Source organism: Xenophilus azovorans DSM 13620 (genome assembly GCF_000745855.1).
GTDB classification, from domain to species: Bacteria; Pseudomonadota; Gammaproteobacteria; order Burkholderiales; family Burkholderiaceae_C; genus Xenophilus; species Xenophilus azovorans.
The window spans coordinates 25,776-43,596 of the sequence record NZ_JQKD01000037.1; the positions used below are offsets into that span (position 1 = coordinate 25,776).

At 69.3% G+C, this 17,821-nt stretch carries 16 protein-coding genes; 5 read left to right on the forward strand and 11 right to left on the reverse strand.

What is annotated here, in order from left to right; all coding sequences use genetic code 11:
- Nucleotides 1-22: 22 nt before the first annotated feature.
- From Q392_RS31390 to Q392_RS18920, 11 genes are all read right to left on the reverse strand, one after another.
- A complete protein-coding gene (locus tag Q392_RS31390; RefSeq protein ID WP_051953739.1) occupies nucleotides 23-934 on the reverse strand; it encodes a cupin domain-containing protein in 912 nt (303 codons plus the stop codon).
- A gap of 23 nt (nucleotides 935-957) precedes the next feature.
- Nucleotides 958-1,935 carry a Bug family tripartite tricarboxylate transporter substrate binding protein gene (locus Q392_RS18875; RefSeq protein WP_084217191.1) on the reverse strand — a complete coding sequence of 326 codons (978 nt, stop codon included), beginning with the start codon at nucleotides 1,933-1,935 and terminating at the stop codon, nucleotides 958-960.
- A gap of 165 nt (nucleotides 1,936-2,100) precedes the next feature.
- Nucleotides 2,101-4,185 carry an oxidoreductase gene (locus Q392_RS18880; protein ID WP_038210977.1) on the reverse strand — a complete coding sequence of 695 codons (2,085 nt, stop codon included), beginning with the start codon at nucleotides 4,183-4,185 and terminating at the stop codon, nucleotides 2,101-2,103.
- Nucleotides 4,186-4,192: 7 nt separating this feature from the next.
- Nucleotides 4,193-4,870 carry an SRPBCC family protein gene (locus Q392_RS18885; protein ID WP_051953741.1) on the reverse strand — a complete coding sequence of 226 codons (678 nt, stop codon included), beginning with the start codon at nucleotides 4,868-4,870 and terminating at the stop codon, nucleotides 4,193-4,195.
- A complete protein-coding gene (locus Q392_RS18890; RefSeq protein ID WP_038210978.1) occupies nucleotides 4,867-5,745 on the reverse strand; it encodes an FAD binding domain-containing protein in 879 nt (292 codons plus the stop codon). The genes Q392_RS18885 and Q392_RS18890 overlap by 4 nt, the downstream gene beginning before the upstream one ends.
- The gene (locus Q392_RS18895; protein ID WP_038210979.1) at nucleotides 5,742-8,174 is read right to left on the reverse strand and encodes a xanthine dehydrogenase family protein molybdopterin-binding subunit; all 2,433 of its coding nucleotides are present in this window, start codon (nucleotides 8,172-8,174) and stop codon (nucleotides 5,742-5,744) included. Before Q392_RS18895 ends, Q392_RS18890 begins: the two co-directional genes overlap by 4 nt.
- A gap of 61 nt (nucleotides 8,175-8,235) precedes the next feature.
- A complete protein-coding gene (locus Q392_RS18900) occupies nucleotides 8,236-8,730 on the reverse strand; it encodes a (2Fe-2S)-binding protein (RefSeq protein ID WP_038210981.1) in 495 nt (164 codons plus the stop codon).
- Between the two features lie 11 nt (nucleotides 8,731-8,741).
- Nucleotides 8,742-9,527 (reverse strand): aspartate/glutamate racemase family protein, encoded by a 786-nt coding sequence (locus Q392_RS18905; protein WP_038210985.1) that lies wholly within the window; start codon nucleotides 9,525-9,527, stop codon nucleotides 8,742-8,744.
- A 31-nt stretch (nucleotides 9,528-9,558) separates the two neighbouring features.
- A complete protein-coding gene (locus Q392_RS18910) occupies nucleotides 9,559-10,344 on the reverse strand; it encodes an enoyl-CoA hydratase/isomerase family protein (protein ID WP_038210986.1) in 786 nt (261 codons plus the stop codon).
- A gap of 14 nt (nucleotides 10,345-10,358) precedes the next feature.
- Nucleotides 10,359-11,321: a 2-hydroxyacid dehydrogenase gene (locus Q392_RS18915; protein ID WP_038210988.1), complete on the reverse strand. Its 963-nt coding sequence runs from the start codon at nucleotides 11,319-11,321 to the stop codon at nucleotides 10,359-10,361.
- 40 nt (nucleotides 11,322-11,361) lie between these two features.
- Nucleotides 11,362-12,339, reverse strand: a complete 978-nt coding sequence (locus Q392_RS18920) for a Bug family tripartite tricarboxylate transporter substrate binding protein (RefSeq protein WP_038210990.1) — start codon at nucleotides 12,337-12,339, stop codon at nucleotides 11,362-11,364.
- Nucleotides 12,340-12,534: 195 nt separating this feature from the next.
- Here Q392_RS18920 and Q392_RS18925 point away from each other — a divergent pair, with 195 nt between their 5' ends.
- From Q392_RS18925 to Q392_RS18945, 5 genes are all read left to right on the forward strand, one after another.
- Nucleotides 12,535-13,317, forward strand: a complete 783-nt coding sequence (locus tag Q392_RS18925) for a class II aldolase/adducin family protein (RefSeq protein WP_051953743.1) — start codon at nucleotides 12,535-12,537, stop codon at nucleotides 13,315-13,317.
- Nucleotides 13,318-13,580: 263 nt separating this feature from the next.
- Complete coding sequence (locus Q392_RS31395; RefSeq protein ID WP_051953745.1) at nucleotides 13,581-14,327, forward strand: hypothetical protein; 747 nt, start codon at nucleotides 13,581-13,583, stop codon at nucleotides 14,325-14,327.
- A 101-nt stretch (nucleotides 14,328-14,428) separates the two neighbouring features.
- Nucleotides 14,429-15,412 (forward strand): Bug family tripartite tricarboxylate transporter substrate binding protein, encoded by a 984-nt coding sequence (locus tag Q392_RS18935; protein ID WP_051953747.1) that lies wholly within the window; start codon nucleotides 14,429-14,431, stop codon nucleotides 15,410-15,412.
- A 7-nt stretch (nucleotides 15,413-15,419) separates the two neighbouring features.
- Nucleotides 15,420-17,018: a class I adenylate-forming enzyme family protein gene (locus Q392_RS18940; RefSeq protein ID WP_051953748.1), complete on the forward strand. Its 1,599-nt coding sequence runs from the start codon at nucleotides 15,420-15,422 to the stop codon at nucleotides 17,016-17,018.
- Nucleotides 17,015-17,821 (forward strand): enoyl-CoA hydratase/isomerase family protein, encoded by an 807-nt coding sequence (locus Q392_RS18945; protein WP_038210997.1) that lies wholly within the window; start codon nucleotides 17,015-17,017, stop codon nucleotides 17,819-17,821. Before Q392_RS18940 ends, Q392_RS18945 begins: the two co-directional genes overlap by 4 nt.

Sequence of the window (17,821 nt, forward strand, 5' to 3'; positions counted from 1 at the left end):
CCTCGCAGGGCGCTCGCAGGCCTCAGTCTTCCCAGGAGAAGCCGGGGCAGCGCAGGTTGTAGTAGAGCCCGCCGTCCTGCAGGACGAGCGACTTCATCATGGCGGGGCCGCGGTTGTGATGGGAGTGCACGGCCAGCGGCGGGGTCACCATCACGCCGGCCGCGATCCAATCGAAGCGCTGCCCGCCCACCATGGAGTGGACGCCCTCCACCTGGATTCCCAGGGTCAGCGCCGCCGCATTGTGGCGGTGGGGACGCTGATTGCCGCCGGGCTCCAGCGTGTTCATGCCGGCACTCATGGCAGGCAGCAGGCTGACCACGCGCGCGGAGGCGGACGTGAAGAAGTTCACCGCCTTGCCGGCCGACTTCTGCGGCCCTGTCCTTCGATGGATCAGGTCCAGCTGCGCGTCGATGCTGGCGGCACTGAAATGGGCCGGCTTCACCGCCCGGTTGGCCGCGGCATCCGGCGCCGGCACGCAGAGCATGGCGAGCAGAGGCTCGTCGGTGACGCACAGCAGGATGCTGTCGGACGAGGCGCGATGGCAGGTGTTGGCGGCGCCGGGCAGCACAAACACGTCGCCCGCCTTCCAGACGATGCGAACGTCATGGCTCTCGGTTTCGCCCTGGCCGCGAATGACGTAGTGGACCTCGCCCGTCGCACTGAATTCATGCGCCACGTGCTCGCCGGCCCGCACCAGCACGTAGCGCGCCAGCATGGCTGGCGTGGTGGCCGGCCCGGCGAGTCCGAGTTCGGCGGAGAGGTCGAGCGCGATCAGCCCGCTCGGCCGGCCGGGGGCCAGGGCAAGGTTGCGCTCCCGCGCGAACAGATGCGCGGGCACGTCCGGCAGGCCCCGCTTGAACGCGGCCTCCGGCGCATTCAGCACCGCGTTGGCCGCCGGCGGGCCCGGCTGGCGCAGGGTCTCGACATCCGACATGTGCTTCTCCTTCGCCCTGGCGGCTATTGCTTCGCCACGCCGGCGTTGGCGGCGACGATGGTCCACTTGGCGCGCTCGCGCGCCATCTTTTCCTTCAAGGCCTCGCTGCTCGAGACGAGCGGCAGGAAGCCGGCCTCGGAGAGCCTGGCCGACACATCGGGATGCTCGACCGCCGAACGCAGCTCGCGGCCCAATCTGTTGAAGGCATCTCGCGGCACGCCGCGCGGGGCGAACACGGCGAACCAGCTGCTCGCGTCGAAGCCGGGGAACCCCTGCTGCGCCACGGTGGGAATCTGCGGCAGCGTCGGAACGCGCTTGTCGCCGCAGACCGCGATGATGCGCAGCTGGCCGCTGCGATGCAGGCCCAGCGGCACGCCGATGCCGCCGATGGCGAAGTGGATGCGCCCGCTCACGAAATCCGTGGTGTAGCCTCCGGCGCCGCCCTTGTAGCTCACGCCCTGCGCCACCACGCCCGCGGTCTGCAGCAGCAGCTCGGCCGCCAGATGGGTGGTGGCGCCGACGCCGTCGTAGGCGTAGTTGAGCTTGCCGGGGTTGGCCTTGCCGTAGGCGATCAGCTCCTGCACCGAGTTGACGGGCAGGCTGTTGGTCACCGACAGCACCAGCGGCGTCTCGCAGATCAGGGTGATCGGCTCCAGCTGCTCGACCTCGAAGCCCGGATCGCGCATGGTCAGAAAGCCGGTGATCACGTTGCCCGGCGTTCCCAGGCCGACGGTGTAGCCATCGGGCCTGGAGGCGGCCAGCGTTCGCATGGCCAGCATGGCGCTGCCGCCCTGATGGCTCTCGATCACGAAGGGCTGGCCCAGGGTCTCGGCGGCGCGCTGCAGCACCAGGCGGGGCGCGGTGTCGCCGTTGCTGCCGGCCTGGAACGGGTTGAGAAAGCGGATGGGCTTGGTGGGGTAGCTCTCGGCCCGGACGCTGTTCACCAAGGGCGCCAGCAGCGGCACGGAAGCGGCTGCCAGCCATCGACGTCGTCGAATCATATGGGTGTCTCCTTGTTTGCATCGCTGCCGCAGAGGGCACCGTTCAACTGTCGGCCTTGCCTGGCACGCGCGCTGCCGCAAGCCGCATTTGTTCCCACAATGTGATCGCGCGGAGTCTCCCTTCAGGCCCTCGAGCACGTGCGGCGAGTGAGCTGCACCCGCGGCTCACAGCGCATAGGCTGCCCGGTGTCCCTGCTCCACGGCGTCGACGATCATTCCCGGAACGTTGCCGTCGCCCACCACATGGATCTCCGGTACCAGCCCGGCCAGCTCGGCGCGCAGCGTCGCGTTCGGCTCGCGTTGCGCGATCACGATCACGTTGTCCGCCGGCAGCAAGCGGGCCGCGCCGTCGCGCGTGACGAGGTGCACACCTTCGTCGGAGATGCGTTCGTAGCGCACGCCGTGCAGCAATGTGGTGCCGCGCTGCGCCAGCCATTGCAGCAGCCGGGTGCGGTGGATTTCAAGCAGCCCGGTGCCCAGCTCGTCCGCCATCTCGGTCAGCGTGACCTGCCGGCCGCGCTTGACCAGGAACTCGGCCAGCTCCGCGCCCTGCATCAAGCCGCCGATCAGCACCACCCGCCGGCCCAGGGGCAGCCAGGCGCGCGTCGCATGCTCCAGTCCGTGCGTGCCCAGCAGCCGCAACGGCCAGCGCACCTGGTCGAGCAATTGCGCGGCGGTGCGCACCTTGCGGTGGTCCAGGCCGGCGATCACCGGCGTGCGCAGGCTCGCGCCAGTGGCCAGCACCACTGCATCGGGCTTCAGGCCCGCGATCAATCCGGGCGTCACCTCGCGTCCCTTGATCACGCGCACGCCGAGTTGGTCGAGCTGGCGCACCAGATAGCGGACGAACTGCGGCAGTTCTTCGATCTCCGTGCCCTTGATCAACCCCGCCAGCGGCACGAGGCCGCCGAGCATCGGGCTCCTCTCGTAGAGCGTGACCGCATGGCCACGTATCGCGGCCACGCGCGCGGCCTCCATGCCGGCCGGTCCGCCGCCCACCACCACCACGTTCTTGCGGCGGGCCGCGGGTGGTGCGGTCTCGAATTCTTTCTCCTTGGCGAAAGCGGTGTTGACGCGGCAGCGCTCGTGCACCGAGCGGCTGAGCGCGTCCACACAGGTCATGCAATGGGTGCAGGGGCGGATGTCCCGGTGCTTCCCGTCGCGCACCTTGTTCGGCAGCTCGGGATCGGCGATCAGGGCGCGGCCGAAGGCCACCAGATCGGCGCGCCCGTCGCGCAGCACGCGCTCGGCGCTGTCGACGTCGAGCTTGCCGACGGCGATGACCGGGATCGAGACGGCGCGCTTCATCGCCTCGGCCTCGGCCACCAGTGGCTCGCCGCGCCGCACCGCGCGGCCGAAGGCGGCCATCCCGCGCGGCAGCGAAGGGAACAGCCCCTGTTCCGGGAACAGTACCCATTCGAAGTCGTTGTACCCGTAAGCCGTGACGTTGAGCAGGTCCACCCCGGCGTCCTCGAGCATCAGCGCGATGCCGGCCGCTTCCTCGTGGGTGAGGCCGTCGCCGTGCCGGGCGCTGTACTCGATGGCGTTGGTGCGCGCGCCGACGATGAAGCGCTCACCCAGGCGCTGGCGTACCGCGCGCACGATCTCCACGCCGATGCGCGCCCGGTTGGCAAGGCTGCCGCCGTATTCGTCATCGCGCTTGTTCCAGGCTCGGGAGAAGAAGCTGTTGACCAGGAAGCCGGTGGCGAAGTGCAGCTCCACGCCGTCGAAGCCGGCCTCGGCCGCGCGCTCGGCCGCGCGGGCGAACATCTCCACGCAGTCGGCGATCTCGTCCTTCGAGATGCCGCGCGGCAGGTTGCGCCGCGGCCCGGGCAATTGCTCGGGGGTGAGCGTGGAGGCCGACTTGGCCTGCAGCTTCTCGGGCTCGCCCACCGACCAGTGGCCCAGCATGCCGGTGGAGTAGGAGGGCCCGGCATGGTGGATCTGCATCAGGATGGGAACGCCGTGCCGGTGCACTGCGGCCGCGAGCGAGGCCTGGCCGGGAATGAAACTGTCATCCCAGATCTGCATGCGCGGCGAGCCGCTGACGCCCATGGGCTCGACGGCCACCGATTCGGTAATGAACAGGCCCACGCCGCCGCGTGCGACGGTTTCGTAGTGCCACGGGCCCGTGTCCTTGACGTAGCCGCGCGCATCGGCGCTGGTGGAGCTGTAGGGCGCCTTGACGATGCGGTTTTTCAGCAGCAGGTGCTTGAGCGGCAACGGCTGCAGCAGGTGGGTGTAGCGCATGTGCCGGTCAGCCGTAGCGCCCCAGCAGCCAGCCCAGCGCGAAGCATGCCAGCGCGGGCAGCGCGTACCGCAGGAAGTGATGCGCCAGGCTCCGTCCGACCACGTTGCCCAGGTCCAGCGGCTGCACCTCGCCAGGCTGCGCAGGCGCCGGCGGCGCTGTGGCGGCGCTCGCTGCCGACGCGGCCATCGGCGCATCCGGCGACGCATCCAATGGCCGTGCGGGCGCGGTGGCCGGAACGCGGGTCTGCAGCACCTGCTGCAGGTTGCCGGTGAACTGGCCGACCAGCCGCTGCGCGATGTCCGCGATGATCGGCCCGCCGAACTGGGCCAGCCGGCCGGTCATGGACAGATCGGTCTCCACCGCGACCTGGGTGCGCGCCGGATCCGCCGCCGCCAGCCGGGTCTCGATGGTGGCCGAGGCCGCCCCCTTGCCGCCGGCATCGCGCGCGGCGCCGCGCATCACCGTGCGGTGGCTCGCGCCGTCCCTCTCCAGGAAGCTCACGGTACCCTGGAAGTCGGAGACGATGGCGCCGATCTTGACCTTCATCGACACGCGGTGCTCGTCGCCTTCGCGGCCGAGGTAGGCAGCCCCGGGCATGCAGGGGATCACCGTGTCCAGTTCGTCGAACAGGGTCCACACCTGTTCGAGCGGCGCTTCGACGACGAAGCTGTTGTTCAGTTTCATGGGGGATTCGATGGCTGCGCGCAGGCCTCGGCCAGCACGCGTTCGAGCAGGGTGCGGGTGGCGCTGCGGCGGTACGCCTCGGAGGCGAAAGGGTCCGAATGGGGATGGATGGCGGCGTCGAGCGCTTCGCCGGCGGCCTGCAATGCGGCAGGGGTGCGGCCCCGCTGCCGCAGCACCTGCTCCACCGCGTGAAGCCGCAGCTGCTGCGAATGCACGCCGAAGCAGGCCACCGCGACCGATTCCAGCGCGGAGCCGGCGCCGGGCGTCAGCGCCACCGCCACGCCGGACATGGGAAAGCCGCCGCGCAGCCGCGTGATCTCGCGGATGGCGAAGCGCTCGGTCGCCGGCCGGACGGGGAACTCCACCGCCACCAGCAACTCGTTGCCGCGGCGCGCCGTCATGTACGGTCCCTGGAAGAAGTCCGCGGCGGCGACCACGCGCGTGCCCTCGGCCGAATGGAGGTGCATGCGCGCCTCCAGCAGCAGGGCCACGGCCGGCAGCTCCGAGGCAGGGTCAGCCTGGCACAGGTTGCCGCACACGGTGCCACGGGTGCGCACGGCCGGCGTGGCGATCAGCTCGATGGACCGGGGCAGGCCCGGGCAGCCCTCGCGCACCTCGGCCGAACGCTGCACCGCCGTGTAGGTGACCCGCGCGCCGATGTAGAGGCTGCCGCCGCGACGCTCGATGCGCTCCAGCGGCCCGCCCAGGCCGCGCAGCGAGATGAGGTGCGCCGGCTGGGCCAGGCGGAAGCGCATCAGGGGCAGCAGGCTCTGGCCGCCTGCGAGCACGGCCGACTCGTCGCCGTGCTCGGCCAGCAGCGCGAGGCATTGCGCCAGCGTCTCCGGCGCGTGGTACTCGAATCGCGCCGGCTTCATTGCGGTGCCTCCGCGGACTGGGCCGCCTTCCGCCCGAGGGCCCACAGTGCGCCGGGGAAGAGCGGGATCTCCGTCAGGTCCACGGCGCCTCCGAAGGCGTCGATGATGGCATTGGCGATCGCCGGCGCCACGCCGGCCGGCACGCCTTCGGTGATGGTGCGCTTGTGGCCGTAGACCGTGGCCGCGGTCGGCGTGTCGTGGTGATCGATGATCAGCTCGAGCGGCATCTCGCCGGCCGTGAGCATCGCGTAGTCCTTGAGATTGGAGGTGACCAGCTGGCCGTTCTCGTCGTAGATGTAGGCCTCGTGCGTGGTGTTGCTGATGCCGGTGGCGATGCCGGCCGTGATTGCCGTCGCCAGCCCCTTCGGATTCAGCACCTTGCCGCAGTCGCCGACGAAGCCGTAGCTCAGGATGCGGATCTTGCCGATCGCCTCGTCCACCTCCACCATCGCCGCATGGGCGGCAAAGCTGGTGGGCGCGTACGGCGCCTCGAGGTACGCGGTTTCCTGCAGGTCGGGCGTGGCGCCGTCCGGCAGCAGGAAGGGACGCATGATCGCGGACCAGGCGATCTCGCGGAAGCTCAGCGTGCGACCGTCGGGCGTGTAGGTGAGCTGGCCGCGGCGGCAGTCGAAATGCTCGTTCACCGGCTCGACCTTCAGCAGGTGGGCGGCCACGCCGATCACCTTCCTGCGCAGCCGTCGCGCGGCGATGGCGCAGACCGAGGTCACGTCGGTGTTGGAATTGGTGACCGGGCTCAGCAGCGTGTCGCCGGTGTAGACCTCGATCGCCTCCAGGTCGCAGCCCAGTTCGCGTGCCGTGATCTTGGCCATCGTGGTGTGGCGCATCTGGCCCTGCGGCGCGTCGCCCGACATGATCGACACCGAGCCGTCGGGGTACATCCGCAGCGTCACCGCCGCGTACTGGGGCTGGTTGTAGAACAGCGCACCGCCGAAGGAGCAGAGCGGCCGGCAGACTTCCACGCAGGCGGCGAGGCCGACCCCGATGCGCTTGCCTTGTGCGCGCAGCTGCCGGGCCTGGCCGCGCCGGTCCTCGAACTGGAACACATCGAGGAGCTTGCGCATCGTGCCGAGGTAGTCCGAGTCGCTCAACACCGCGCCCAGCGGCGAGGTATAGGGGAACTTCTGCACGAAGTTGCGCATCCGGATCTGTGCCGGGGAGAGGTTCAGCCGTTGCGCCGCATCGTCCATCAGCCGCTCGATCGCCCATACGGCGGGCATGCGGCCGGCTGGCCGGTTCACGCCCATCGGCGCCTTGTTGGTGATGGCGCAGCGCAGGTGCGTGCGCATCCATGGAATGTCGTAAGGGAAGGGCAGCGTGGCCGACATGCGCGCAGGCAGCAGGCCGTACATGTCGACCAGCACGCTGCCGACATCGGCAATCACCTCGGACTGCAGGCCCAGCAGCTTGCCGTCGGCATCGAAGGCCGCCTTCATGTCCCAGATCTGGTCGCGCTCGTGTACGCCTTTCTTCAATGCCTCGGTGCGGTCCTCGATCCAGCGCACCGGACGGCCCAGCTTCATCGCCAGCCAGGCGATCACCGCGGTCTCGCGGTACATCGGCGACTTCCAGCCGAAGCCGCCGCCGATGTTCTGCGGAGCGATCACCCGCACGCGCGAGGCCGGGATGCCGAGGATGTCGGCGAGTGCAATGCGCAGGATCTGCGGCCGCTGGATGGTGGACCAGACGGTGAGCCGCCGGTTCTCGTACTGCGCCACCACGCCCAGCGCCTCCAGCGGCGGATTGCCGCTGCGGTTCATGCGGTATCGGCGCTCCAGCACGAGGTGGGCGGAATCGAACAGGCTGCCGGCCTCGTCCTTCGAGCCGAAGCGTCCTTCCAGCGCCATGTTGCCCGGCACGTCCTCGAACAGCTGTTCGCAGCCGGGCGACAGCGAGGCCTCGGGATCGAGCACGGGCACCTGCTCCTCGCAGTCGATTTCAAGCATCTCCACCGCGTCCTCGGCCAGGTAGCGATCGGCTGCGACGACCACGGCGAGCGCCTCGCCTTCGTAGTGCAGCGCGTCGGGAGGCAGCAGGTGATAGGACGGCAGGTTGAACTGCTCCGGGGCGTGCTCGCTGGCATGCAGAACCATCGACGCGCGCGGCAGGGTCCGGGCCACCGCATCGCGGATGTCGGCGCCGGTGGCGACGAAATGAACGCCCTCGGCGGCAAGCGCGGCTGCGCGGTCGATCGCGCGGATCCGGCCACGCGCGATCGGGCTGCGCGCGAAAGCGGCATCCAGCATGCCCGGCAGCCGGAGGTCCGCGATGTAGGCGCCCTTCCCGGTGAGCAGGGCGACGCCGTCGGCGTTGTAGACGAACGGATCGGTCTGGCCGAGATCGGGTTCCTCGTCCCGCTGCGCTGCGTCGCTCGCGGTCCACAAGGCGCCCGCAGGCGTGCAGTTGTTCATTGGAAAACCTCCGTGCTGCGGATTGCGGCGCAGACCTGAGCGGGAGCGGCCCGGCGCGGCTTCATGCGCGCGGCTCCTGCTGCGCCACTGACAGGATGGCGTCGATGATGGGCTCGTAGCCGGTGCAACGGCAGATGTTGCCGCTCAGGCCTTCACGCACGGCGTCGCGATCGGTGGCGAGCCCCTGGTCCAACAGGTGCTGGCCGACCATCAGGAAGCCCGGCGTGCAGTAGCCGCACTGAAACGCGCCATGAGCGAGGAAGGCCTGCTGCAGCGCACTCAGCGCGCCGTCCTGCGCGAGGTCTTCCACGGTACGGATCGCCACGTCCTGGGCTTCCACCGCGAGCGTGAGGCAACTGACCACCGGCTCCCCGTCGATGTGCACGGTGCACGCGCCGCAGACGCCCTGTTCGCAGCCGAGGTGCAGGCCCGTGAGCCCGAGCTGGTCGCGCAGCAGGTCGGCCAGCGTGTGGCGCGGATCGACGGCGAGATGGTGGCGGCAGCCGTTGACCAGCATCGAGATCGGGATCGTCCGCCTGGCAGTCGTTTCAGCCATGTCTTCTCCTGCTAGGTGGCGCCGAAGCCGTACAGCCGCGCGGCCTCGCGGCGCGACTCCTCGCTCGGCGACTGGTACAGGCCGAGGCGGCTCGGCTTCATGCCGCAATGGCGCGCCAGGTGGCCCATGCCTTCGGCGATCTTGATGGCCGTGGGATAGAGGTCGATGACGGTCGCGCTCAGGATCTGCGTGACGCCGGCGTGCGCAAGGATGGTCCCGATGGGGCCGGGCACCAGCAGCACGTCGGCGCCGGCCGCCACCAGCGGGCGACAGGCGGTCTCGACTTCCTCCACCACCTTGGCCGCTTCGGCGCGGTCGTCGAAGGAGGCGTCGAGGTCCGCGGGGCGCATGACTTTCAGGCCGCCGACGCCGGCCAGCTTGGGCCCGAGGCCGTAGCCTTCGATCAGCCGGCTGTAGGCGAGGCCGAATTTCGCGTTGGTCGCGACGACGCCGAGCCGGTCGCCCAGCGTCATGGCGGCGGAGCACGCCACCTGGAAGGCGGAGACGACGGGGATGTCGAGCAGTTCCCGCAGCGCCTGGAGCGCGGGATCGAGCGAATTGCCCATCACGTAGACGTCGTAGCCCTGGCCCATGACGTGCTGGTGCATCAGGTGAAGGATGTCGTGGGCGTCACAGTGCAGGTAGATCGCGTGCTGGTCGCCAAGCGCGCCGTGCGTCGTGCCGCTCACAGTCACCCGGGTGCCGGGATGGGCGGCGCGGTCGCATTGCGCCTGGCACTCCTGCAGGAAGCGCGGAAGGCGGCCGGCGGAGGCCACGAGCTGGAGCCAGATCTTCATGGTGTTTCCGTTGTGTGTGAGGGCGTGCGACTCAATGGCCGCCTTCCTTCTGCGCCCGTTCGTGGGAGTCCGCGATGTCGAGGCCTTCGAGGGCCAGGCCGTAGCCCACCATCTCCAGCATGCGACGGCGCAACTCGTGGGTATTGAGGATCCGGGTGTGGCGCAGCACCATCGGCTTCTGCTTCTTGAGCTGGCGCGCCAGCGCCCACGCCCGCGGCATCAGTTCCTCGCGGGTGGTCACTTCGTTGACGAGGCCGAGGCTCTTCGCCTCCTGCGCCTTGATGATCTGGCCGGTGAGGTGGAAGTAGCGCGCGCGGGTCAGCCCCATCACCAGCGGGGTGATCACGTTGATGCCGTCGCCAGGCGTGAGGCCGTCCGGGAAGTGGGCGGAATCCTGGAACTCCGCGTTGTCGCTCGCGATCACGATGTCCGACAGCAGCGCCAACTCGCAATGCCGTACCGCCGGGCCGTTGACGGCGCCGATCACGAGGGCCTGGATCGCGAGCAGGCTGTCCATCAGCTCCATGCCGTCGGCATGGAGGTGCTCCCAGGCCTCCGGGCGCATCGCGTGGAAGCCCTTCTCCACGCCTTCGGAGGCGCGCGGCCCGGTGAACTCGTCGCCCACGCCTGTCAGGATCATCACGTGGTTGCCCTGGTCCTGGGCGATGGCGCGGAAGGCCTTGCTCAGCTCCATGTGCGGCTTGAAGCCCCAACGCAGCGGGCCGCCGTCGGTGTGCAGCTGCAGTTCCAGGATGCCGTCTTCGCGGCGCATCCTGATGTGCTCGAAGCGGTTGGCGTATGTCTCGAAAAGATCCATCTGTGTTTCCTTGCTCAGGTGCGGGAGGGGAAGAAGTGCGCGTGAAGGTTTGCGGCGGCCCGGTTGGCCACCGCCTGGTATGCCTCGAAGGTGGAGCCGCCGTGGTGCGCCTGCAGCACGACCTTGTCGCTCTCGATCAGCGCCTGTGGCACGTGCGGTTCGTGCTCGAACACGTCCAGCCCGGCGCCGGCGATGCGGCCCTGCTGCAGCGCGCGCACCAGCGCCGCCTCGTCGACCACGGTGCCACGGCCGACGTTGACCAGCATGCCCTGCGGGCCAAGCGCATCGAGGACGTGCTCGTCGACGATGTGGTGCGTCTCGGCGCCGCCGGGCAGGGCGGCGACGAGGAAGTCGGCCCAGCGGGCCAGCTCCAGCAGGTCCGGCATGTACCGCCAGGCCACGCCTTCGGCCGGGCGGCGCGCGAAGTAGGCGATCTCCATGTCGAAGGCGGCTGCGCGGCGGGCGATGGCGCGGCCGATCTCGCCGAAGCCGAGTATGCCGAGGCGCTTGCCGCTGACGCGGCGCGTGATCGGTGCGCGTTCGATGGGCCAGCGTCCGGCCCGCACATGGCGATCGCCGGCGACCAGGTTGCGCCCGGCTGCGAGCATGAGGCTGATCGCCAGCTCCGCGACGTCCGGCGCATTGGCCCCGGCGCCGTTGAGAAAGCGGATGCCGCGTTCCCGCACCGCCGCGATATCCACGGACTCGCTGCCGGAGCCGAGGTTGACGACGATCTCCAGCCGCGGCAGCAGCCCGATCAATGCACGGGTCGTGTCGAGCCCGTGCGTGTGGGTGATGATGCCGCTCACGCCGGCGGCGTGGGTCGCGAGGTAGGCCTGCGGGTCCGCCTGCTGCCACATCGGCAGCAGCTGGAAGCGCGGGTGCAGCGCCTCCTGCAAGGCCTCGGCGAGCCAGGGTCCCAGCTGCAGCAGAGGAATTGGAACGGGGGCTGTTTCGGCGATCTTCTTATCGGTCATGGGTTGCATTGCCTGGCCAGCCGCGCGCTGTCGAGCGCGGCTATTCCTCCACCTGGATGTTCAGGTCGCGCGCGAGTTGCGCCCAGACCTGGTTGTCTTTCAGGATCACGCTGCGGAACTGCTCCGGCGTGCTGCCGACGACCTCGTAGCCTTGCGCCTCCAGCTTGGATTTCAGCGCGGGGTCCTGTACCGCCTTCGCCAGTTCGGCGCCCAGCCGCTGCACCACATCCCGAGGCGTGCCGGCCGGCGCGACGAAGCCCCACCAGGAGCGGAAATGGAAGCCCGGGAAGCCTTGCTCGGCGACGGTGGGCAGGTTCGGGTCAGGTGCGCTGCGCTTCTCGCTGCAGGTGCCCAGCGCCACGATACGGCCCGACTTCACGTGCTCCACCGGGCCGGGCACGCCTGTGAAGGCGCAGTCGATTTCACCGGTGAGCAGGCCCTGGATGGCGAACGAGCCTCCACGGTAGGGCACGTGAACGATGTCGATGCCGGCCTCGCGCGCCAGCTGCGCGCCGGGAATGTGCGTCAGGCTGCCGACGCCGTCGGAGCCGTAGGTCAGCTTGCCGGGGTGGGTCCGGGCATGGTTCACCAGGTCGCGCACGTTGCGGAACCCCGTCGCGGGCTTGGCCACCAGCCAGAGCGGTGCGGACTGGCCGATGAAGGTCAGTGGCTCGAAGTCGCGGGTCGGGTTGTAGGAAAGCGGTGTCTTGCGCAGGTGATGCAGCGACGCGAGCTGCGACAGGGAAGCCAGGCCGATCACGTAGCCGTCGGCGCGCGCACGGGCCACTGCGCCGATGCCGACCGCGCCCGCGCTGCCGGCCTTGTTGTCGATGACGATCTGCTGCTTCAGCGCCCGGCTCGCGATCTGCGCGATGTCCCGCGCCAGGATGTCGGCGTTGCCGCCCGGGCCAAACGGGACCACCGCGGTGATCGGCCGGGATGGCCAGACCTCCTGCGCCCGGGCGGCCAGTGGTGCGCAGCCCAGGGCCGAGAGCAGCAGTCGTCTTTGCTTGTCCATGCGTTGTCTCCTTTGCCGGGTGCCATGGTCGGGTCAGGACCAGCGGGCGCCAACGCAATCGCCGCCAGGCTCCCACAATGTGGACTTGGCGCCAGCCCCCGATGCATCTCCCATCATGTGGACGGATGGCCGCACCTGGCGAGCCTGGCATGGCGGTCGCGCGCGAGAATGCGTGCCAGCTTCCGAGGAGACCCGATGGATTCGAAGACTCGCCAGAGCCCGCCGCCGGAGCTCGCCTGCTCGCCGCAAGAATGGGCCACCCGCGTCGAGCTCGCCTGCGCCTACCGTGCCGTGGACGCACTGGGATGGAACAAGAGCATCGTCTACAACCACATCACCGCCCGCGTGCCGGGCGAACATGATCACTTCCTCATCAATCCGTTCGGGCTGCGCTATGCGGAGGTCACCGCCTCCAATCTGCTGAAGGTGGACCTGGAGGGCAACAAGCTCTCGGCATCCGAATGGCCGGTGCTCAAGCAGGGTTTCGTGGTCCACAGTGCGGTGCATGCGGCGCGGCCGGAGATCGCCTGTGTGATCCACACCCACACCCCGGCCGGCGTTGCGGTGGCCTGCCAGAAGGAAGGCCTGCTGCCGCTGAACACCACGTCGATGCTCTTTACCGATCGCATCGCGTACCACGACATCGAAGGGCTCACCGACGACCTCGACGAACGGGGGCGCCTGGCACGAAGCCTCGGCGAACGCGACGTGATGATCCTGCGCAACCACGGGCTGCTCGCGTGCGGCCGGAGCGTCGCAGCGGCGTTCTCCGAGATCCTGCTTCTGCAGACTGCCTGCGAGAACCAGGTGCTGGCCATGTCCGGCGGCGCCGCGGGCCTGCTGTTCCCGCCGCGCGCCGTGTCGGAACGCGTCGCGGGCCAGTACGACCGCAACGCACGCCATGGCCCGGAGGCTGGCGTGCTGTGGGCAGCGATCAGGCGCTGGATGGAGCAGCTGGATCCGGGGTTCGCCGGATAGGGAAGCGCCAGTCATGGCGCGCGGGGCCGCTCGAATTGTTTCGGCCCGGCTGGCGGCTCTTCGTTGTTGGTCATGCTGGTTCTTGTGTGCTGCGACACAACTTAGACGCAATCGGCGTGCGCAAGGGAGGGAGAAAGCGCGTGCGCTGGCCTATTCATCACATCCCTGATGAACGTGCCCGAGGGCTTCCGAGTGGCGCAAACCATCGGGTCGCGCTTTACGATAGACCATCGCGAACTACGCGTTGAAACGCTGGAGATCGGATGGAGCGCATCGGCACGGTCGAGACGAAGACACGGGTTCGCGTCTTCGATGAGGGAAACTTTCGTGGCTACACGGAATACCTGATCGAGAGCGAGCCCGGCGCGCGGCCGGCGCCGCAGGCCTTCCTGGTGCACCAGCAGCCCGGCTGGGTGCTACCCGTCCATTTCCATCTGGAGGAGCAGTTCCAGGTGGTGACCGCCGGCGGCGGCACGCTGGGCCGGCACGCACTGGGGGCGATCACCGTCCACTACAGCACGCGCGAAGCGGGCTACGGACCGCTGACCGCCGGCCCCGAAGGCCTGGACTATCTCACCCTGCGCGCGGTAACGGACCCCGGCGCCTGGTACCTGCCGGAGTCGCGCCCGAAGATGCGCACCGGGCTCCGCCGGCGCCACGTGACGGTGGGACCGCTCGCGATGCTCGGCCCGTCCGAACTGGCCGCGCTGCCCCGCCTCGAAGTGCTGGAAGTGATCACCCCCGACGCCGAAGGGTTGGCGGGCTGGCTGCTGCGCCTGCCCCCCGGCGAACATTGCACGGCGCCGCCGCAGATGCGCAGCGGCGGCCGATTCCACGTGGTGGTCGGGGGAGCGCTGGCGGAGGACACGCGCGTGCTCGCACGCAACGCCTGCATCTGGCGCGGCAGCGAGGACGCGCCGATGGAACTGCGCTCCGGGCCCGATGGCGCCGAGGTGCTGGTGCTTCAGTATCCCGAGGCGGCGCTGGAGCCCGAGCCGCAACGGACGTAGGAGTCGCGTTTTCAACACGCATATGCGGAATAGCGGGGCGGGCTTGGAGGCGCGGCAAGGCCCCCCTAGGATCGCCCCAGAGAAACACAGGAGACAGCCTCATGCGTACCACCACCAGCCGCCGCGCCGCGATGGCAGCGATCGTGACCACGATTGCGGCCATGGCGCTGCCGGCATCGGGGCAGGGCGACTACCCGAACAAGCCGGTGAAGCTCGTCGTCCCGTACGGCGCCGGTGGCGGCACCGACCAGATCGCACGCCTGATCTCGAACAAGCTGTCGCAGCGCCTTGGCCAGCCCGTCGTCGTGGAGAACAAGCCTGGCGCCGGCACGGTGCTCGGTTCAGACTACGCTGCCAGGCAGCCCGCCGACGGCTACACATTGCTCCTGACAACCTCCGGCCTGACCAGCGCTCCCTTCATGGTCGCGAAGCTGTCTTTCGACCCCGTCAAGGATTTCACGCCCGTGGCGCCCCTGGCCATCATGCTCATTTCGCTGTCCGCCTCGAACAGCGTGCCGGCGAACACGGTGCAGGAGTTGGTGGCCTACATGAAGGCCAATCCCAACAAGCTGAACTACGCCTCTTACGGCGTGGCCACCACCAACAACCTGGTCATGTCGCTGTTCAACCAGCGCGCCGGCGTGCAGTCGCTTCACGTGCCGTACAAGGCGGGCGCTCAGGCGCTGCCCGACCTCGTGACCGGACAGGTGCACCTCATGTTCGACTCGATGCAGACCTCCGGTCCGTTGATCAAGGCGGGAAAGCTCAAGTCGCTGGCGCTCGCCACCTCGAAGCGCTCGTCGCTGATGCCGGGGACGCCGACGGTGGCCGAGGCCGGATTGCCGGGCTTCGAGTTCGAGCCCTGGTTCGGCATCCTGGGGCCGGCCGGCATGCCACCGGCCATCGTGCAGCGCCTCAATGCGGAGATCAACATGGTCATGAAGGAGCCGGAGGTGACCGAGGCGATGCGCGTGCAGTACCTGACCCCGATCCCCGGCAGCGCCGACGACATGCGCGAGCTGGTCCGCAAGGATCTCGTGTACTGGGGCAATGCCGCCAAGGTGGCCGGCGTGAGGCCGGAGTAGGGTGCGGATGACCCAGGCAGCGCCGCTGCGGCGGATCTCCACCGGCCTGACGCTGGGCGACCTGCTCGAGCGCAACGCCCGCTTCGTCGCCGACGGCATCGCCTACGACGACGGCACGCGCCGGCTCACGCACGGCGCCTTCCTCGGGCGGGTGCGCCAGCTGGCCGCGGCCCTGGAGCAGCGGGGCTGCACGCACCAGGACCGCGTGGCGATGCTTTCCATGAACGCCATCGAATACTTCGAGTTCTACGGCGCTTGCGAACTCGCCGGCTTCATGGCGGCGACCGTGAACTACCGGTTGGCGTTGGCGGAAATGCAGGTCATCGTCGAGAGCGCCGCGCCCGCGGCCTTCCTGTTCGAGGCGCAGTACGCCGAGGCCGCCGCGCAACTGCGCGAAAGCTTGCCTGGCGTGCGCAGCTGGATCTGCGTGGGTGGCCCGGCACCGGCTTGGGCCGAGGACTACGAAGCCGTGCTCGCCGCGGCGCCGGCCGGCGGTCCGCGCGGATGCGCGAGCGAGGACGACGTCGCCCACCTGATCTTCACCAGCGGCACCACCGGCAAGCCCAAGGGCTGCATGCTCGCGCACCGCGACAGCGTGAACAAGGCGCAGATGCACGCCGCGGAAATGGGCATCTCGCCGCAGGACCGGGTGCTGCTGGTGATGCCGTACTTCCACGTCGGCGCCAAGGGCATCCAGAGCGGCGCCACCTGGCGCGGCGCGACGGTGCTGGTGCACCGCAGCTTCGACCCGGCGCGCGTGCTCGACGCGATCGAGCGCGACAAGGCCACCATCCTGCACCTCGCGCCGAGCATGGTGCAGACGGTGCTGGAGCAGCCCGGCATCGCGCAGCGCGATCTCTCCTCGGTGCGCGTGGTGTGTTATTCGGCCGCGCCGATGCCGATCAACGTCCTGCGCCAGGGCCTGGCGCTGATGGGAGACGTCTTCCACCAGGTCTACGGCCAGACCGAGGGCGCCGTGAGCGTGCTGCTGCGGGCCCAGCACCGTCCCGACGGAAGCGAGCGGGAAAGGCGGCGCCTCGAATCGGTGGGCCAGCCGCTGATCGGCACGGAAGTGCGGCTGGTCGCGGACGATGGCGGCGACGCCGCGCCAGGGGAGGCGGGCGAGATCGTCTATCGCGGCGGCGTGATGTTCCGCGGCTATTGGAACGACATGCCCGCCACGCTCGCGACGCTGCGCGACGGCTGGGTGCACTCGGGCGACATCGGCCGCTTCGATGAGGACGGCTTCCTGTACATCGTCGACCGCAAGAAGGACATGGTGATCTCGGGCGGCGAGAACATCTATTCGCGCGAAGTAGAGCAGGCGCTGGTGAGGCATCCCGCCGTGATGGAGGCCGCCGTCATCGGGGTGCCCGACGCCCGCTGGGGCGAGGCGGTGCGCGCGGTGGTGGTGCTGCGCCGCGGCCGGACGACGACGCAGGAGGAACTCATCGCCCACTGCCGGACGCTCATCGCGAGCTACAAGAAGCCACGCAGCGTGGTGTTCGCCTCGGAGCTCCCGAAGCTCAACAGCGGCAAGATCGACAAGAACCGCATCCGGGCGCTGCATGGCAGCGCTTCTCCATTGAACCAAGGAAAGACATGAACTACGACAAGTACGAATATCTGCTGGTGGACGTCGACGCCGAGGGTGTCTGCACGGTCACCATGAACCGGCCTGAACAGCTCAACCCGGCCGGCGGAGCCATGCATCCGGAGCTGGAGCGCATCTGGGGCGACATCAACGAAGACCCGCGCGTCAAGGCCGTGGTGTTCACCGGCGCCGGCCGGGCGTTTTCCGCCGGCGGCGACCTCAAGGGCATGGCCGCGCGCGTCGGCACGCCGGAGAACTTCCGCCACGCGCTGCAGGCGCCGGCGCACACGCGACGGCTGTGGCAGAACATGCTGGAGCTGCGGCCGCCGCTGGTGGCAGCGGTCAACGGCGACGCGATGGGCCTCGGTTGCACGCTGGCGCTGTTCTGCGACATCACGGTGATCTCCGAGACGGCCCGCATCGGCGACACGCACGTCAAGGTCGGCCTGGTGGCCGGCGATGGCGGCGCGGTGATCATGCCGCTGCTGATCGGCATGGCCAAGGCACGCGACCTGCTCTTGCGCGGCCGCGTCCTGTCCGGCAAGGAGGCGCAGGAGATCGGCCTGATCACGCACGTGCGTCCCCAGGACCAGGTGCTGGCGGAAGCGAAGGCCATCGCGCGCGAACTGGCGGCGCTGCCCCACAACGCGGTCGCCTGGACCAAGCTGTCGGTCAACAAGTCGCTGAAGGATCAGCTCAACCTGGTGATCGACACCTCGATGGCCTTCGAGATGCTCACGATGCTGAGCAATGACCACGCGGCGGCAGTCAAGGCCTTCGTCGAGAAGCGCAAGCCCGAGTTCAAGGGCGACTGA

Excerpts from the sequence above, each read along its gene's own strand:
- Q392_RS31390 (WP_051953739.1), bottom strand. The coding sequence starts at position 934 with ATGTCGGATGTCGAGACCCTGCGCCAGCCGGGCCCGCCGGCGGCCAAC.
- Q392_RS18875 (WP_084217191.1), bottom strand. The coding sequence starts at position 1,935 with ATGATTCGACGACGTCGATGGCTGGCAGCCGCTTCCGTGCCGCTGCTG.
- Q392_RS18880 (WP_038210977.1), bottom strand. The coding sequence starts at position 4,185 with ATGCGCTACACCCACCTGCTGCAGCCGTTGCCGCTCAAGCACCTGCTG.
- Q392_RS18885 (WP_051953741.1), bottom strand. The coding sequence starts at position 4,870 with ATGAAACTGAACAACAGCTTCGTCGTCGAAGCGCCGCTCGAACAGGTG.
- Q392_RS18890 (WP_038210978.1), bottom strand. The coding sequence starts at position 5,745 with ATGAAGCCGGCGCGATTCGAGTACCACGCGCCGGAGACGCTGGCGCAA.
- Q392_RS18895 (WP_038210979.1), bottom strand. The coding sequence starts at position 8,174 with ATGAACAACTGCACGCCTGCGGGCGCCTTGTGGACCGCGAGCGACGCA.
- Q392_RS18900 (WP_038210981.1), bottom strand. The coding sequence starts at position 8,730 with ATGGCTGAAACGACTGCCAGGCGGACGATCCCGATCTCGATGCTGGTC.
- Q392_RS18905 (WP_038210985.1), bottom strand. The coding sequence starts at position 9,527 with ATGAAGATCTGGCTCCAGCTCGTGGCCTCCGCCGGCCGCCTTCCGCGC.
- Q392_RS18910 (WP_038210986.1), bottom strand. The coding sequence starts at position 10,344 with ATGGATCTTTTCGAGACATACGCCAACCGCTTCGAGCACATCAGGATG.
- Q392_RS18915 (WP_038210988.1), bottom strand. The coding sequence starts at position 11,321 with ATGACCGATAAGAAGATCGCCGAAACAGCCCCCGTTCCAATTCCTCTG.
- Q392_RS18920 (WP_038210990.1), bottom strand. The coding sequence starts at position 12,339 with ATGGACAAGCAAAGACGACTGCTGCTCTCGGCCCTGGGCTGCGCACCA.
- Q392_RS18925 (WP_051953743.1), top strand. The coding sequence starts at position 12,535 with ATGGATTCGAAGACTCGCCAGAGCCCGCCGCCGGAGCTCGCCTGCTCG.
- Q392_RS31395 (WP_051953745.1), top strand. The coding sequence starts at position 13,581 with ATGGAGCGCATCGGCACGGTCGAGACGAAGACACGGGTTCGCGTCTTC.
- Q392_RS18935 (WP_051953747.1), top strand. The coding sequence starts at position 14,429 with ATGCGTACCACCACCAGCCGCCGCGCCGCGATGGCAGCGATCGTGACC.
- Q392_RS18940 (WP_051953748.1), top strand. The coding sequence starts at position 15,420 with ATGACCCAGGCAGCGCCGCTGCGGCGGATCTCCACCGGCCTGACGCTG.
- Q392_RS18945 (WP_038210997.1), top strand. The coding sequence starts at position 17,015 with ATGAACTACGACAAGTACGAATATCTGCTGGTGGACGTCGACGCCGAG.